We start from the raw sequence: 15,801 nt of genomic DNA on the forward strand, positions 1-15,801 counted from the left end.
CGTCGACAACGCATACGGCGACAGAAACCTAATCTGCACATGCCCCCCAATGGAAGCGTACGAAGAAGCAGCAGAGTGAAGCCACCAAACCCTGCCGGACATCGGCGGGGTTTTTCGCCAATCGGAAACTCGTGTTCTGATTTGAGCCCCTTTCAGATGTCGTTTTTACCTAATGAAGTGTCTTTTCCACTTGCTGCAGGTGCGAAGGGCCCATAGGTCTGTCCGTGGGACACCCCTCCCCAACGAGGGGCGTGTATCTGGAAGGGTAATACACATGACGATTGAACAACCGGTGTCGCAGGACACCGTGCGCAAACCTGATATGCGGCCGACGAATCCGCGTTTTTCTTCGGGCCCCTGCGCCAAACCCCCCACATTTGATCTGACCAAACTGGCCGATGCCGCCCTGGGGCGTTCGCACCGTGCTGCTGTTGGCAAAGACAAGCTAAAGGCCGCCATTGAAGGCACGCGTGAGATCTTGGGTATTCCTGAGGATTATCGCATAGGCATCGTTCCCGCGTCTGATACTGGCGCGGTTGAAATGGCGCTGTGGTCGCTACTGGGCGAGCGCAAGGTCGAGATGTTGGCCTGGGAGAGCTTTGGTTCGGGCTGGGTCACGGATGTGATCAAGCAGCTTAAGATTGATGCTGAAGTCAAGACCTCAGACTATGGGCAGATTGCCGATCTGGGTTCTGTCGATTTCGCGAAAGATGTTGTCTTTACATGGAACGGTACGACCTCAGGGGTGCGCGTGCCAAATGGCGATTGGATTGCCGATGACCGTCAGGGATTGACGATCTGTGATGCAACATCGGCGGCTTTTGCGATGGACCTGCCCTGGGACAAGCTGGATGTCACCACGTTTAGCTGGCAAAAAGTGCTGGGCGGTGAAGCAGCCCATGGGATGCTGATCCTGTCGCCCCGTGCTGTGGAGCGGCTAGAAAGCTACACCCCCGCGTGGCCGTTGCCCAAGATTTTCCGCCTGACCAAAAGTGGCAAACTGATCGAAGGCATCTTTACCGGTGCCACGATCAACACGCCCTCGATGCTGGCGGTTGAGGATTATCTGTTTGCGCTGGATTGGGCGCGCTCGGTCGGAGGATTGCAGGGGCTGATCGCCCGTGCAGATGCCAATGCCGGAGCGGTGCACGCTTTTTGCGATCAGAACAACTGGATTGCCAATCTGGCCGAAGATGCGGCGACGCGGTCGAACACATCCGTGTGCCTGAAGTTCACCGACGCCCGAATTCAGGACGGTTCGGCATTTGCCAAGGCCGTTGCCAAACGACTGGAGGCTGAGAACATCGCGCTGGATATCGGGGCCTATCGCGATGCACCCGCAGGCTTGCGCATCTGGTGCGGTGGCACGGTCGAAACCTCAGATATTGAGGCGATGTTGCCTTGGCTGGCATGGGCTTTTGAGGCCGAGATCGCAGCGCAAGCCGAAGCTGCCTGACCTTTTTACCGGGCCGCTTTAGGCCCGGACCCTCCATATAATTCAAGGACCAGAGAACATGGCCCCCAAAGTACTCGTATCTGACAAGCTCAGCGAAACCGCCGTGCAGATCTTCCGCGACCGTGGCATTGACGTGGATTTCATGCCCGATCTCGGCAAAGACAAGGACAAGCTGGCCGAGGTGATCGGTCAATATGACGGCCTTGCCATTCGCTCGGCTACCAAGGTCACGCCAACTCTGCTGGAGAATGCAGATAATCTGAAAGTCATTGGCCGCGCAGGAATCGGCACCGACAATGTCGATAAGGATGCCGCATCAAAAAAAGGGGTGATCGTGATGAACACACCTTTTGGCAATATGATCACCACCGCCGAACACGCCATTGCAATGATGTTCGCCGTGGCGCGGCAAATCCCCGAGGCCAGTACCTCGACCCATGCGGGCAAGTGGGAAAAGTCCAAGTTCATGGGAATCGAACTGACCAACAAGACGCTGGGTGTCATTGGCGCGGGCAATATCGGTGGCATCGTGTGCGAACGCGCATTGGGCCTGAAGATGAAAGTCGTCGCCTATGATCCCTATCTGGGCGAAGAGAAAGCCGCCAAGATGGGTGTGGAAAAAGTTGAGCTGGATGAGCTGCTGTCGCGCGCCGACTTCATCACCCTGCACGTGCCGCTGACGGATCAGACCCGCAATATTCTGAGCCGCGATAATCTCGCTAAAACCAAGAAAGGCGTGCGTATTGTCAACTGTGCCCGTGGTGGGTTGGTCGATGAACAGGCTCTGGCTGAAATGCTGCAATCCGGTCATATTGCCGGCGCGGCGTTTGACGTATTCAGCGAAGAGCCCGCCAAGGATAACGCCCTGTTCAACTTGCCCAACGTGGTCTGCACGCCGCACTTGGGCGCTGCCACGACCGAAGCGCAGGAAAACGTGGCGCTGCAGGTGGCCGAGCAAATTTCGAACTATCTGTTGACCGGCGCGGTCGAGAATGCACTGAACATGCCCAGTGTAACGGCGGAAGAAGCCAAGTTTATGGGTCCGTGGATCAAGCTGGCTGGCCATCTCGGCAGCTTCATCGGCCAGATGACGGATGAGCCGATCAAGGCGATCAACATTCTTTATGATGGTGTGGCCGCTGAAATGAACCTCGCGGCACTGAACTGTTCGGTGGTCGCCGGGATCATGAAAAAGTTCAACCCCGAGGTGAACATGGTTTCGGCCCCGGTTGTTGCCAAAGAGCGCGGGATCAAAATCTCGACGACCAATCAGGACAAATCGGGCGCGTTCGAGGGCTATATCAAAGTCACCGTTGTGACCGACAAGCGCGAGCGTTCGATCGGCGGCACCGTGTTTAGCGACGGCAAGCCGCGCTTCATCCAGATCAAGGGCATCAATATCGATGCCGAGGTCGGTGCCCACATGCTCTATACCACCAACGAAGATGTTCCGGGTATCATCGGCGCGCTGGGTCAGACCATGGGTGAAAACAACGTAAATATCGCGAACTTTACCCTCGGCCGATCCGAGGCCGGAGGTGAGGCGATTGCATTGCTCTATGTAGACGAACCGGTTCCGGCCGAAGCGCGTGCCAAACTGGCGGAAACGGGTCTGTTCACACAGGTCAAGCCGTTGGAGTTTGATGTCGCCTGACGCGGTCTGTTGAGTTTGAGAAACAGTTCAGGACCCGGTTATGTCAATACCCGGGTCCTTTGTTCTCACAAGCCGCGATCTGAGGCACAAGCGAGCTGAACCTTACGGTGGGAGGATGTCTATGACACAGCCTGTCTATGTTATTGGTGATCTGCACGGGCAGGTGGTCGAATTGGAGCGTGCGCTGTCTCTGATCCAACGCGACGGCGGACCTGATGCGCAGATTGTGTTTCTGGGCGACTACGTGGATCGCGGCCATGACAGTCGCAGGCTGATCGACCGCCTGATTGCCGGGCGCGATGCGGGCCGAAACTGGATTACACTGCTGGGCAATCATGACCGCATGTTCGCCTGGTTCCTGGAGGACACGCCGCGTCACGATCCGCATTTGCTTGTGGGGTACCACTGGCTGCATGACCGGCTGGGCGGCGTCGAAACCCTGCGTAGCTATGGGATTGAATTCGAAGGCCAGATCCGACTGGAGGATCTGCATCAGATGGCGCGGGTGGCTGTGCCGAAATCGCACCTGACTTTCCTGCGCGATCTGGTGCTGATGCATCAAACGCCCGAGCTTGCCTTTGTTCACGCAGGAATTCGCCCGAGTGTGCCGCTCAATGAACAGCAGGCAAGTGATCTGGTTTGGATCAGGCAGGATTTTCACCAACATAAAGGCCCGCACCCCAAGCTGATCGTGCATGGCCATACGCCCGTGGATCAGGCAACGCACTACGGCAATCGCGTCAATCTGGATACGGGGGCCGGGTATGGGCGCCCGGTGGGCGTTGCCGTGTTCGAAGGGCAGACCTGCTGGGAATTGACCGATCAGGGCCGCTTGCCATTGATGCCCTGAGTTACCTCGTTCGGGTAGGACACTGGAGATTGAATATGTATGTCGCCACTTTGCTGACAAACCCGGCAGCACCTTCGCTGGACCGCGCCTTGCCCGAGTCGCTGCGCAACGCCTGGGGCGGTGGGGATGTCCTCTGGCTCAGCCCGGATGAGGCGGCAGAGTTCGAACTGAGCGATATGCCCGACAATCGCTGGGATGTTTGGACGGACCTTCAGGGGATGGGTGTCGACCTGATCGTGCATCCAGTAGACGGGCGGCGCAAACAGATGCTGCTGGCCGATATGGACAGTACGATGATTCAGCAGGAATGCATTGATGAGCTGGCGGATGAGGCCGGCGTTGGTGAACGGGTAAAGGACATTACAGCCCGGGCCATGAACGGAGAGCTGGATTTCGAAGGTGCCCTGATCGAACGGGTGGGTTTGCTGAAAGATCTGGATGAAAGTGTCATCGATAAAGTCCTGAACGAACGGATCACCCTGATGCCCGGAGGCAAAGAACTGCTGGCGACGATGCGGGCGAATGGCGCGTTCGCCGCGCTGGTGTCTGGTGGTTTCACGGCCTTCACCTCGCGGGTGGCAGAACTGCTGGGGTTTAATGAAAACCGGGCCAACACTCTGCTGGCGAAAAACGGCAGGCTGACGGGTGGTGTGGCGCGCCCCATCTTGGGGCGTCAGGCCAAGATCGAAGCGCTGGAGCAGATTTCCACGCGTCTTGGGTTGTCTGAAGATGACGTGATCGCCGTGGGCGATGGGGCCAATGACCTTGGAATGCTGGGTCGGGCCGGAACCGGCGTGGCGCTTCATGCCAAACCTTCAGTAGCCGCGAAATGCGACGTGCGGGTCAATCATGGCGACCTGACGGCACTGCTTTATCTGCAAGGTTACAGCCGCACCGATTTTGCAGGCGATTAACTGAGACTATCTTTTATTTAACATTTGTGTTAAATATCGGTCATGAGCACGCTTCTGACCGCCTTTTCAGCTTTGTCCGACGCCACCCGCTTTTCGATTGTCGAACAGTTGATGGAGCAAGGCGAGCTGCCCGCAGGTGACCTGATCGAAGGGCGCGGCATATCCGGTGCGGCGATCTCGCGCCACCTCAGAGTGCTGCGCGAAGCGGGGCTGGTGCAGCAGCGCGTACAAGGAACGCAGCGGATGTATTCCATCCGGTCTGAAGGGCTGCGGGCGATTGCCGACTGGGCCATTTCCAAGCGGCATTTCTGGGAAGGCAGCCTCGACCGTTTGAATGATATTATCGAAAGGGAGAATTCATGGCCGACCTGAAACTGGAACGGGAATTCCCCGTCAGCCCCGAAGAACTGTTTGCGTGGATCAGCGACGGCACCAAGTTGCTGCAATGGTGGGGGCCCGAAGGGATGCACGTACCCGAACACAATCTGGATTTTTCTCGCACCGGTCCGTGGTATTCGGTGATGGAGAATGGCGAGGGCCAGCAATACAAGGTCTCTGGCCATGTCACGCATGTTGACCCGCCCAAATCGGTTGGCTTCACTTGGGGGTGGCATGACGATCAGGATCAACGCGGCGCAGAAAGCCATGTGACCCTTTCCGTCGCTGTGACGGAAAACGGTGCCCGCCTTGTGCTGGACCACCGCGAATTGGCCGATGCCGAAGCAGCTGCGAACCACAATCAGGGTTGGACGTCTTCGTTGCGCAAACTCGAAGCGAAGTGCAAATAGGATTTTATAAGGGAGAAGTAATATGCCTCAATTTTTGTTTGTCTATCACGGGGGGCACACCCCAACCGACCCCGCCGAGATTGAGGCGACCATGGCCGCCTGGGGCGCGTGGTTTCAGGGCATGGGCGAAGCCCTCGATATCCCCGGCAACCCGGTCGGGCAGTCCTACACGGTCAGCAACAGCGGGGTTGTTGACAACGGCGGCGCGAATCCGGCCTCAGGCTTCACGGTGATCAAAGCCGACAGCATCGACGCCGCGACCGAGATGGCCAAAGGGTGTCCTATGGTCGTCAACGGTTCGGGCTCGGTCGAAGTGGCCGAGGTGCACGAGATCGAGATGTAAAGACCTTAGCCGGGAAATCCCGGCGCAGGTTTGATCACACCACATTCCAGCCCGCGTCGGCTGTATTGCGTGGCGTTCATGAATTTGCGGGTGGCCGGGTGATCGGCCTCCAGCACACCAAGGCTGACCAGAATGGCAGCAATCGCGCATTCGCTGGCGCGGGTGGTGCCATCGGTGATCTTCAACGCAACACCCATGCGTTTTTCCGGGATGATGGCGACAAACACGGCCTCGGCCCCGGTCTTGATCGCAACACGTCCGTTCATCGCGCGCATCAGCTCCGTGCAGGCGCGGGTCTCACCCGCGACCAGTTCAGGGTGTTTGACCATCGCTGCAACCAGTTGCGCCGCCGCGTCGCTGGAGCGGTCGGACCGGTCTGCGGCAGAAGCAAACCAAGCCATCGACCGGGCCAGACCGGTTAGTGATGTTGCGAAATTCGGGGCCGAGCACCCGTCTATGCCATAACCCGGGCTGGTCTCGCCCGTCGTCTCTTCGATCGCTGACAGGCAGGCTTGCTGGACCGGATGGTCGATCTCCAGGTATTCCAATCCCGCGCCCATATGCTGGCCCAGTGTGAGAAATCCGCAATGCTTGCCGGAACAGTTGTTGTGAATCTGGCAGGGCGTATCGTCGGCCAAAATCAACCGGTCGCGTGCGGCAGTATCCGCTGGTTCTTGTGGGCCGCAGCGCAAGACATGCTCGTTCAATCCCAGATGATCCAACCATGCTGTCACGCGGTCCGTGTGGATCGCAGCCCCGTTGTGTGAGGCGCAGGCCAGCGCCAGATGCTCACTGGTCAGCCCGTATTTCGCCGCTGCCCCGGATGTGATCAGCGGAAGCGCCTGAATCATCTTGGCGGACGATCGCGGATAGATGACCGCGTGGGGGTCGCCCCAGCTGCGCACAATTTGACCCGCGTCGTCACAGATGACCGCGTGACCCAGATGCAGGCTTTCCAGCAGAGCGCTACGCCACAGTTCTGTCATTGGTACGGGCTGCGTCATCTGGACCTCCGAAATTTATGCGCAAAAATCTGCCAATCGCCCTTTCGCCTGTGGCGAAACCTGCGTTAGTGTGTGTATGTCGGCAATCATCGGAATACGCAACGTAATAGACGAACCGGCAGGGTTCGCAGCGCTTCCGATGGGTATGAGGTAAGGGTCGAGCTAGGAGGCTGGACAAATGGGATCAATGCTCGTTCGTACGATTGCGGGTCTGTGTGTGGCAGGCATCGCCGCTTCTTCCGCAATCGCCCAACAAGCGACAAGTACAAACCGTGTCGCGGCAAAAACGGATTGGAGCGTATTTGTCGAAGACGATCCTACCGAATGCTGGAGCGTCTCGGCACCGAAAGAAACCGTGAACACCCGAGGTGGGCGTGTGGTTTCAGTGCGACGCAGCGACATCCTGCTGTTCGTGTTCTATCGCCCTAATGCCGAGGTCAAAGGGCAATTGACCTTTACCGGCGGCTATCCGTTTGCCGCAGGTTCGACGGTGAACCTGAATGTGGACGGAACCGAGTTCGAACTGTTCACGGAAGGTGAATGGGCTTGGGCCGCGTCGGATGCGGATGATGCCAAGATCGTCACCGCCCTGAAGCGCGGAACCGAGGCTGTTCTGACCGCCCGGTCGGAACGCGGGACGCAGACGAAAGACACTTTTTCGTTGCTGGGCTTTACGTCAGCGATCGAAGACGCTGAGAAACGCTGCACCAACTGATCCCACAGCACCACATGATACTTCGGCCTCGCCCATTTAGCGGGGCCTTTTACGTTTGGTCATCTGCTTGATATGATCCCAGTCAAAGTTTCGAATGTGACAATATGGATTCATTGCTTCAGTCACCAAGAGAGGACATTGTGATGAAGCAAAACACCTGGATCACTCTGGTTTTGGTCGCATCGGTTACTGTGCTGGGCGCTTGCGAGAAAAACGCTGACTCCTACCCGATATCGGGTGAGCAATGTGGCCCTGAAGATCCGGTCCAGACTCTGGACGCAAACGACTGCTACACGCCGCCGCCGGTAAACTGATCAAAAGGGCCCGGCATGTTCAACGTGCCGGGTCTGTCAGCATAGGAAACCTTTTGATCTTTGCGCAGGTTCCTATATAGAGGCGCATCCCAAGCCAGAATCCTTCGAGATACGCCTCAGAGAGCTCAAAATGTCGCCCAAAGCGCCGATCACCCAAGACGTCATGACCATCCCGCGCAAACTGCCTGAAGGGAAGGTGAACCTTGTCGGTCTTTCACGCGACCGTTTGCGCGAAACCTTGATTGAACACGGTACGCCGGAAAAGCAGGCCAAGATGCGCACGGGGCAGATCTGGCAGTGGATCTATCAATGGGGCGTGCGTGACTTTGCCGAGATGACCAATCTGGCGAAGGCTTACCGCGCGCAACTGGCCGATCATTTCGTGATTGAAATCCCCAAGGTTGTAACCCGTCAGGTATCCGAAGACGGCACCCGCAAATATCTGTGCCGCATCGCGGGTGGGCATGAGGTTGAGGTCGTCTATATCCCCGAAGAAGATCGCGGCACGTTGTGCATCTCGTCTCAGGTAGGCTGCACGCTGACATGTACGTTTTGCCATACCGGCACTCAAAAGCTTGTACGAAACCTGACATCTGCCGAAATCGTTGGTCAGATCATGATGGCGCGTGACGATCTTGACGAATGGCCGACCCCCGGCGCGCCGAAAGACGAAACGCGCCTGCTGTCGAACATCGTTCTGATGGGAATGGGCGAGCCGCTTTACAATTTCGAAAACGTCCGCGACGCGATGAAGATCGCCATGGACCCGGAAGGCATTTCCCTTTCCCGTCGTCGGATAACGCTTTCGACCTCGGGCGTTGTGCCTGAAATCGCGCGTACAGCGCAGGAAATCGGTTGTTTGCTGGCGATCTCGTTCCACGCCACCACCGATGAAACCCGCGATGTTCTGGTGCCAATCAACAAACGCTGGAATATCGAGGAACTTTTGCAGGCGCTGGCCAGCTATCCCAACGTGTCGAATTCCGAACGGATCACCTTTGAATACGTTATGCTGGACGGGGTGAATGACAGCGACGAGGATGCACATCGCCTGATCGATCACATCAAACGCCATAATATTCCGGCCAAAATCAATCTGATCCCGTTCAACGAATGGCCGGGCGCACCGTACAAGCGCAGCTCGAACAACCGTATCCGGGCTTTTGCGAATATCATCTATCAGGCGGGCTATGCTTCGCCCATCCGCAAGACGCGGGGCGAGGATATCATGGCCGCCTGTGGTCAGCTGAAATCGGCCACGGAACGTGCCCGCAAATCGCGCAAACAGATCGAGGCGGAAACCGGATTGAGCGGGTAGCTCCTTCTGCTTGGAAAACCGGACAAGCGGCCGGTCTGGCGCAGGGTATGGTGATCGCGTTTTACCTGTCTGGGATTGCCGTTTGCACGTGATAAGTGTGCCTGTAAACTTAATGTTTCAGGTGCTGAAACCACATGCATAATTTGCTATGTTTACTGTATCCGGCGCTGCCCTGTTTTTTCAAATCGATGCACAAGGTGGTGAGATTACCGGATCAGAGCTGGCAAGTTATTCCGAAGCCGCTAGAATTGGCGAAGTACTGTCAGGCGGCGCTCAGGCAAACTGATTTCAGGTGGGTCAACATAATGGACTCGAGACTTCTAAGACTTTTCCAACAAGGAACCGCTGCGATTGCTCTTTTCGTGCTTCCAGCAGGGCTGGCATCGGCAGACGGTCACAATGCCCATATTGCGATAGAAAACCCCGCTGAGTTGAGCAAGGAAGAGGCTGTGGCCCACTACCGTTCGCTAAACCGACGCATGGCGCGCGGGTATGCTGCTGCGCAACTGGATCTGATTCTCAACTATCAAAGCTGGCCGCTTTTCAATGATGCGCCCTATATTTCTGCCACGCACGGGCAACGGTTCGTGAACAGCTATGCCAATCGTATGGCGCACAACTACGGAACGTTGCAGGAGGGTGAAGAGCTGCCCATGGGTTCGGTTCTGGCCAAAGACAGCATGACGGTGACAGATGAAGGGCACATACACCCCGGCGCCATGTTCATAATGGAGAAACTGGCAAAAGGCACCAGCCCGGATACGGCAGACTGGCGCTATATCATGGTGCTGCCAGACGGATCCGTGTTCGGCGACACGATGGGTGGTCGCGCCGACGCAGTCGCCTATTGCCACGTTTGTCACGAACAGATGGCAGAACGGGATTACACGTTTTACGTTCCCGAGGAGTATCAGGCAGGCAACTGACCCGTGTTACGCGGTTTCGCCCGGCAGTTTCAGCTCCGTCGCCTCGCGGCGGCTGAGTTGTTCACCTTGTTTTCTCTTTAACAACACCTCGCGGGCCAGCGCGTATGTCTCATCTTGCCAGAAGATCAGGCAGCCGTTGCAGCCCTTGCCACAACACCCCTCGGTACCGATGCGGTTGGTCTTGAACCGGCGTTCGTTTCCATCTTGGCCGATCTTTTCGACCAGTTCATCCCGGCGGCGATCGTAGGCTGTCGGGTTGTCGCGGCCAGTGGTTTCCAGCCCCTGAACCAACTTGTCGAAGCGGATGCGGCTCCAGTGTTCGTCGGTCAGGGCGCGCTCTTTGCGCAGCACTGAATAGACCGGGAAACGGGCGCGCAGGTCATCGATATCCTCGTGATCGAACAGGGTGAAAGGCAGGCGGATGACGGTTTTTGTGCTGCCATGCACTATGTCCAGCCGCGCGCCGTCTGCAGCCCTCTCGAAGTCATAGACCCGCAGCAGAACCGTGTCGCGTGAGATGGGCGAGACGAAATCCAGTACGTCGCCCGGTTCCAGCTTGTTTTTCACTTCGACGAGAAATGCGTCTTCGGTCACTTCGGTGACGATCCCGGCATATTCCCATTGCGCGATGGATGCCGTGTGCTCGTAGTCATGCGCATAGTTGGTCAGTCGTCCCTCGTGGAAAGCCAGTGTATAGCCCCGGTTCCCAACAGTTTCGAGTTCGCGCATATAGGGTTTCGGGTCCCAGTTCTCAGGGTCGGCATTGTAGTCGTCAATCGCCATGCGATAGGCCCGCGCGACGATGGCGGCGTAGTATTCCGACTTGCCGCGCCCTTCCACTTTCAGGCTGTCGACCCCGATCTTCAGATATTCATCCAGTTTCGGCATGATGCAGAGGTCGCGCGAATTGAGGATGTATGAGCCGCGATCATCCTCTTCGATGGGCATCAGATCACCGGGGCGACAGTCTTCTTCCAGCAGGAACTCGAACAGGTCGGCATTTTCGTCGGTGATGCGCAGCTCTTGGTGTGTGCCGTCCTTGAGGCGCAGTTTCAGGCTATAGTTCCAGCGGCAGGAATTGGCGCAGTTGCCCTGATTGGCCCCACGCTCGGCCATGAAATTCGACAGCAGGCAGCGGCCTGAATAAGTCATGCACATCGCACCATGCACAAAGGCTTCAAGCTTGATGTCGGGGCATTTCTCGCGAATCTCGACCAGTTCGGGATAGGAAACTTCACGCGCCAGAACCACCAGCTCGGCCCCCTGATCCTGCCAGAACTTCACCGACAGCCATGAACAGATATTGGCCTGGGTAGAGATATGCAGCGGCAGTTCCGGTGCCCGGTCGCGGACATACTGGAACACGCCCGGATCAGCGATGATCAGGCCGTCGGGCTGCACCTTGCGGACGGTATCGATGTATTCGTCCAACTTCGGAATGTCTTTGTTATGCGAAAACAGGTTCAGCGTCAGGTATGCGCGCCGGCCATGGCTGTGGCAGAACTCGACCCCTTCGATCACTTCTTCCAGCGAGAACTCGGATTTCGTGCGCAGTGACATATCCGGCGTGCCCAGATACACCGCGTCCGCCCCATAGAGGATGGCGAGTTTCAACTTGCGCAGATTGCCTGCGGGCATCAGCAATTCGGATCTGGACTGGGTCATGGGGCTACCGGGCAAAGGATCAAGGTGGCCTTCTACGCCAAAACCCTAGCGCCCAAAACCCCGTTACCTGCGGCGGAATCGCGCTGTGCCGATGACTTCGACCAGTTGCTGCCGCACCGGTTCAGGTTGCGTTTCAACCGCGTTCAGGACCTCGCGCAACTCGGCGCGCAGCCCGTGCATCTGGTCGATCAGTGAGATCATCATCGACAGCGCATCGGCCTCCATGTCGTATTGCTCGTGCAACTCGCAAGCCAGTTCCAACCGGGCGACGTCGATACTGTGATAGACCAACCCTTGTTCCGATTGCTCGGGGATCACAATTTCAGCCGCCAGATACTCGGTCAGCCGGTCCGAGGTCAGGCGGGTGACGGTTTCGATCAGTTCCTTCTCGGTCAGGGTCATGACGGCATTCCTTTCCGCGGATCATAGCTGTGCGTTTCGCGCCAGGTCTCCATGAACTGTTTCAGGTCGTCGTCGATTGTGTCGGGCATCGAGACGGTCAGTTCGATCAACTGATCCCCGCGCTCGGATGAGCCGCGTTTCTTGACCCCCTTGCCACGCAATCGCAGAGTTTTTCCACTGCTTGTGCCCGCCGGGACTCTGACATTCACACCTCCATCGATGGTGGGTGCAGGAACTTTGCCGCCCAGAATGGCCTCATCAATGCCAATCGGCAGCGTGATGTGGATGTCGTCGCCCTGACGGTCAAACACCGGATGCTTGGCGACCGAAACAGTCACCAGAGCATCGCCTGCAGGACCTTCTCCGTATCCCGGAGCCCCTTTGCCGCGCAGCCGGATGGTTTGGCCGTCGGTGATCCCTGCCGGGATTTTCACCTCGATCCGGTCGCCATCCGGCAGGGTCAGTTTCTGACTTGCACCAAACACGGCATCCAGAAAGCTGATTTGCAGCGAATAGTTCAGGTTGTGGCCCGGAGCGTGAAACTCATGGCCGCGCTGGTCGCCAAACCCGCTGCGGCCACGCATGAATTCGGCGAAGATGTCGGACATGTCGTCAGGGTCCGCCTGACGCCCGCGATAGGGGTTTCCGGCCGCCTCTGCATAGTCTCGGTAATACTGCTGTTGCGGGCGCTCCTGACCAGAAGCGTCGATCTCGCCATTATCAAAACGCGCACGTGTTTCGGGGTCTTTTAACAGATCATAGGCTGCGGCGGCGGCTTTGAATTTAGCCTCAGCCTCGGCATCACCGGGTTTCAGGTCCGGATGGCATTCCTTTGCGATGCGCCGATAGGCTTTCTTGATCTCGGCGGCGCTGGCGTCCTTCGAGACACCAAGAACGGTGTAGGGATCGTCGCTCATCTCACTCTCACGGGTCAGGGACAGGTCTGATCTCTACCATGCGATTTCAACAGGTCAAAAGGAAGAGGCGTTTGAATTGCCTCGTAAAATCCTGCAGGTCTGATAATATCTGCATGTTTCTACTTGTAGATTGACGGAGACCGCCGCATGTCGCGCAGAATTAAATCCGCTCTGGCCTTGCTGGCCGGGAACGCCGTTGGGTTGTTGCTTGCCTCACTGATATTGTCGGGATTTGCGATCAAGCCGATCTCTTTCATCGTGGTTGTGATCGTTTTCACGGTTGTGCAGTTGATTGCTGAGCCTCTGATCCTGAAGCTGGGAGAAAAGAGAGCGCCTGCGCTAAAGGGCGGGATCGCTTTGATCGTGACCTTTGTGGGCTTGCTAGTGACCGACCTGATCACCGCTGGGCTGACCGTTGGCGGTGTCTCGAACCTGCTGGCGGCAACACTTCTGGTCTGGCTGGGGGCGTTGATCGCCAGCGTGGTGCTGCCGATCTATGTTTTCAAAGGATTGCGTGGCCCCAAGAAGTAGTCACACCTCGTTGAGGCTGGCCTCGATGGCCTGCCACAGTTCGTCCACTGGCTCGCAGCCTACCGACAGGCGGATGAAGGCCGGATCGACATCGTCGCCCCAACGCGCGCGGCGTTCGGCCGAGCTGTGGACACCTCCGAAAGACGTGGCCGGTCTCAGCAGAGGGCAATTGTTGATGAAGGCTTCGGCTTTGTCTTCGTTTTCCAGCGTCAGGGATAGGAGAAATCCGAAGCGTGCCGCCTGCGCCTGCGCCAGTTTGTGCGACGGGTCACCGGCCAACCCGGGGTAGCGAACCTGTTCAACGGCCGGGTGCGCCGCCAACCGTTCCGCCAATACCTGTGCCGAGCTACACATCCGGTCGAACCGCACGTCCAGCGTCTCAAGCCCGCGATGCAGCAGCCACGCTTCATGCGGACCGGGGATCGAACCGGATACTTTGCGCCATTCCTCGACCCGTTCCATGATCTGGGTGTTGCAGCTGGCAACATGGCCCATCAGCATATCCGAATGACCGCCCATCGCCTTGGTATCGGACGAGACAACCACATCGATGCCCAGATCCAGAGGGCGCTGACCCAGCGGGGTCATCGTTGTGTTGTCTGCGATGGCCACCCCTCCGGAAGCATGTACCTGTTCAGCAACAGCTTTCAGGTCGATCATGTCCAATCCGGGGTTCGACGGGCTTTCGACGAACACCACATCGAACCTGTCAAAACCATCGTCGGTAAATGCGGTTGTGGGGCGTTCCTCAACAACCACACCCAGACGCGACAGGAACCGATCTGCCAACAGACGCGTCACGTAATAGCCATCCGACGGGATCAACAGGCGCGACCCGGCTTGAACCGTAGCAAACAGCGCGGCCGAGATTGCTGCCATCCCTGAGGGGAAGCTGAGGCAAGGCGCGTCTTCCAAATGTGACAGGACATGCTCCAGATGCACCCAGGTCGGGTTATCGACACGACCATAACTGGACTGACCGTCGGGCGTGCCCGGCAAGTGGAACATACTGCTTTGGGTCAGCGGTAAGGCTACTGGGTCGCCCTTGTTCAGGGCTTTCCCGCGTAGATGCAACATTTCTCCGGTTTTAGGGGCCATGGCTCAGCGCCCGGGAATTTCGTCGCGAGGTGGAGCGGGCTCCCAGTTTTCGATGATCTCGACCGCTTCTTGCGCTGTGTCAACAAATCGGAACAGGTCAAGATCCTCGTCCGAGATGGTGCCTGCATCGGCCAATGCTTCCCAGTTGATGACCTTTTCCCAGAATGCGCGCCCAAACAGCAGGAAGGGCACACGCTCCATCCGGCCGGTCTGAATCAGGGTCAGGGATTCGAACAGCTCATCCATCGTGCCGAAACCGCCGGGGAAGATTGTGATTGCGCGGGCACGCATTAGGAAATGCATCTTGCGAATGGCGAAATAGTGGAAGTTGAAACTGAGATCAGGCGTCACGAAAAGGTTCGGCGCCTGCTCGTGCGGCAGTACGATGTTCAGGCCAATGGAACAACCGCCCGCGTCCTGCGCGCCGCGGTTACCAGCCTCCATCACACCGGGGCCGCCGCCGGTGACGATCACGTTCTCGCGGCAGCCGGTCTCGTTCGATTTCACTGTCATCAGGCGGGCGAACTCGCGCGCCTCGTCATAGTAGGTCGACAGACCCGCCAGTGTTTCAGTTCGCGCGGTGTGCTTCTGAGACGGTTCGGGAATACGCGCACCACCAAACATCACGATGGTTGAGGTGATCTGACGTTCGGTCATGATCATCTCGGGCTTCAGCAGTTCCAGCTGCAGGCGCACCGGGCGCAGCTCGTCGCGACACAGGAAATCATCATCGGCAAAGGCCAGGCGATAGGCGGAGGAGCGCGTCTGCGGCGTGTCAGGCACTTCGCTCGCGGTCGAACGGTCGGTCTGCGCGTCGCGGAAGGGGCTGAGGCGGTCTTCTCTCATGGGTGATCGATCCCTGCTTGCGTGTTTTTCAAACAGCTATAGGGTTCGCGGGCAGAGTGC

19 protein-coding genes are annotated in these 15,801 nt (G+C 57.7%); 13 read left to right on the forward strand and 6 right to left on the reverse strand.

Features of this window, described 5'->3' with window-relative positions:
- Positions 1–274 precede the first annotated feature (274 nt).
- The 7 genes from Q0816_RS18735 (at position 275) to Q0816_RS18765 (ending at position 6,005) form a co-directional block, all read left to right on the forward strand.
- Positions 275–1,456, forward strand: coding sequence for a phosphoserine transaminase (locus tag Q0816_RS18735; RefSeq protein ID WP_298853517.1), 1,182 nt, complete (start codon positions 275–277; stop codon positions 1,454–1,456).
- Positions 1,457–1,514: 58 nt separating this feature from the next.
- A complete protein-coding gene (serA, locus tag Q0816_RS18740) occupies positions 1,515–3,110 on the forward strand; it encodes a phosphoglycerate dehydrogenase (protein ID WP_298853519.1) in 1,596 nt (531 codons plus the stop codon).
- A gap of 121 nt (positions 3,111–3,231) precedes the next feature.
- Positions 3,232–3,960, forward strand: coding sequence for a metallophosphoesterase (locus Q0816_RS18745; RefSeq protein WP_298853521.1), 729 nt, complete (start codon positions 3,232–3,234; stop codon positions 3,958–3,960).
- Positions 3,961–3,995: 35 nt separating this feature from the next.
- The gene (gene serB / locus Q0816_RS18750; RefSeq protein ID WP_298853524.1) at positions 3,996–4,874 is read left to right on the forward strand and encodes a phosphoserine phosphatase SerB; all 879 of its coding nucleotides are present in this window, start codon (positions 3,996–3,998) and stop codon (positions 4,872–4,874) included.
- Positions 4,875–4,916: 42 nt separating this feature from the next.
- The gene (locus tag Q0816_RS18755) at positions 4,917–5,246 is read left to right on the forward strand and encodes a helix-turn-helix transcriptional regulator (protein ID WP_298853527.1); all 330 of its coding nucleotides are present in this window, start codon (positions 4,917–4,919) and stop codon (positions 5,244–5,246) included.
- The gene (locus Q0816_RS18760; protein WP_298853528.1) at positions 5,234–5,662 is read left to right on the forward strand and encodes an SRPBCC domain-containing protein; all 429 of its coding nucleotides are present in this window, start codon (positions 5,234–5,236) and stop codon (positions 5,660–5,662) included. The genes Q0816_RS18755 and Q0816_RS18760 overlap by 13 nt, the downstream gene beginning before the upstream one ends.
- A 22-nt stretch (positions 5,663–5,684) precedes the next feature.
- Positions 5,685–6,005: a YciI family protein gene (locus Q0816_RS18765; RefSeq protein WP_298853531.1), complete on the forward strand. Its 321-nt coding sequence runs from the start codon at positions 5,685–5,687 to the stop codon at positions 6,003–6,005.
- 5 nt (positions 6,006–6,010) lie between these two features.
- Here Q0816_RS18765 and Q0816_RS18770 read toward each other — a convergent pair whose 3' ends face one another.
- Entirely contained in the window at positions 6,011–7,009 is a 999-nt protein-coding gene (locus Q0816_RS18770) for an asparaginase (protein WP_298853537.1), read from the reverse strand.
- A gap of 178 nt (positions 7,010–7,187) precedes the next feature.
- Here Q0816_RS18770 and Q0816_RS18775 point away from each other — a divergent pair, with 178 nt between their 5' ends.
- The 5 genes from Q0816_RS18775 (at position 7,188) to Q0816_RS18795 (ending at position 10,282) form a co-directional block, all read left to right on the forward strand.
- The gene (locus Q0816_RS18775) at positions 7,188–7,724 is read left to right on the forward strand and encodes an invasion associated locus B family protein (protein WP_298853539.1); all 537 of its coding nucleotides are present in this window, start codon (positions 7,188–7,190) and stop codon (positions 7,722–7,724) included.
- Positions 7,725–7,867: 143 nt separating this feature from the next.
- On the forward strand, positions 7,868–8,038 hold the full coding sequence (locus tag Q0816_RS18780; RefSeq protein ID WP_298853541.1) for a hypothetical protein: 171 nt from the start codon (positions 7,868–7,870) through the stop codon (positions 8,036–8,038).
- A gap of 130 nt (positions 8,039–8,168) precedes the next feature.
- Positions 8,169–9,356: a 23S rRNA (adenine(2503)-C(2))-methyltransferase RlmN gene (rlmN, locus tag Q0816_RS18785; RefSeq protein ID WP_298853543.1), complete on the forward strand. Its 1,188-nt coding sequence runs from the start codon at positions 8,169–8,171 to the stop codon at positions 9,354–9,356.
- A gap of 148 nt (positions 9,357–9,504) precedes the next feature.
- Complete coding sequence (locus tag Q0816_RS18790; protein WP_298853545.1) at positions 9,505–9,642, forward strand: hypothetical protein; 138 nt, start codon at positions 9,505–9,507, stop codon at positions 9,640–9,642.
- A 19-nt stretch (positions 9,643–9,661) separates the two neighbouring features.
- Positions 9,662–10,282: a cytochrome P460 family protein gene (locus Q0816_RS18795; RefSeq protein WP_298853547.1), complete on the forward strand. Its 621-nt coding sequence runs from the start codon at positions 9,662–9,664 to the stop codon at positions 10,280–10,282.
- A gap of 6 nt (positions 10,283–10,288) precedes the next feature.
- Here the strand turns inward: Q0816_RS18795 and Q0816_RS18800 are convergent, their stop codons facing one another.
- From Q0816_RS18800 to Q0816_RS18810, 3 genes are all read right to left on the reverse strand, one after another.
- Positions 10,289–11,947 carry a U32 family peptidase gene (locus Q0816_RS18800; RefSeq protein ID WP_298853550.1) on the reverse strand — a complete coding sequence of 553 codons (1,659 nt, stop codon included), beginning with the start codon at positions 11,945–11,947 and terminating at the stop codon, positions 10,289–10,291.
- A 63-nt stretch (positions 11,948–12,010) separates the two neighbouring features.
- On the reverse strand, positions 12,011–12,349 hold the full coding sequence (locus Q0816_RS18805) for a hypothetical protein (RefSeq protein ID WP_298853552.1): 339 nt from the start codon (positions 12,347–12,349) through the stop codon (positions 12,011–12,013).
- On the reverse strand, positions 12,346–13,266 hold the full coding sequence (locus Q0816_RS18810; protein ID WP_298853555.1) for a J domain-containing protein: 921 nt from the start codon (positions 13,264–13,266) through the stop codon (positions 12,346–12,348). The genes Q0816_RS18805 and Q0816_RS18810 overlap by 4 nt, the downstream gene beginning before the upstream one ends.
- Before the next feature lie 147 nt (positions 13,267–13,413).
- Here Q0816_RS18810 and Q0816_RS18815 point away from each other — a divergent pair, with 147 nt between their 5' ends.
- On the forward strand, positions 13,414–13,797 hold the full coding sequence (locus Q0816_RS18815) for a hypothetical protein (RefSeq protein WP_298853557.1): 384 nt from the start codon (positions 13,414–13,416) through the stop codon (positions 13,795–13,797).
- Here Q0816_RS18815 and Q0816_RS18820 read toward each other — a convergent pair whose 3' ends face one another.
- Both Q0816_RS18820 and Q0816_RS18825 read right to left on the reverse strand, forming a co-directional pair.
- A complete protein-coding gene (locus Q0816_RS18820; RefSeq protein WP_298853560.1) occupies positions 13,798–14,895 on the reverse strand; it encodes a cystathionine gamma-lyase in 1,098 nt (365 codons plus the stop codon). It abuts the gene before it with no gap.
- Between the two features lie 3 nt (positions 14,896–14,898).
- Positions 14,899–15,741: an LOG family protein gene (locus Q0816_RS18825; protein WP_298853562.1), complete on the reverse strand. Its 843-nt coding sequence runs from the start codon at positions 15,739–15,741 to the stop codon at positions 14,899–14,901.
- Positions 15,742–15,801: the final 60 nt, after the last annotated feature.

Origin of the sequence: uncultured Ruegeria sp. (assembly GCF_947497005.1) — a bacterium.
Lineage (GTDB): Bacteria > Pseudomonadota > Alphaproteobacteria > Rhodobacterales > Rhodobacteraceae > Ruegeria.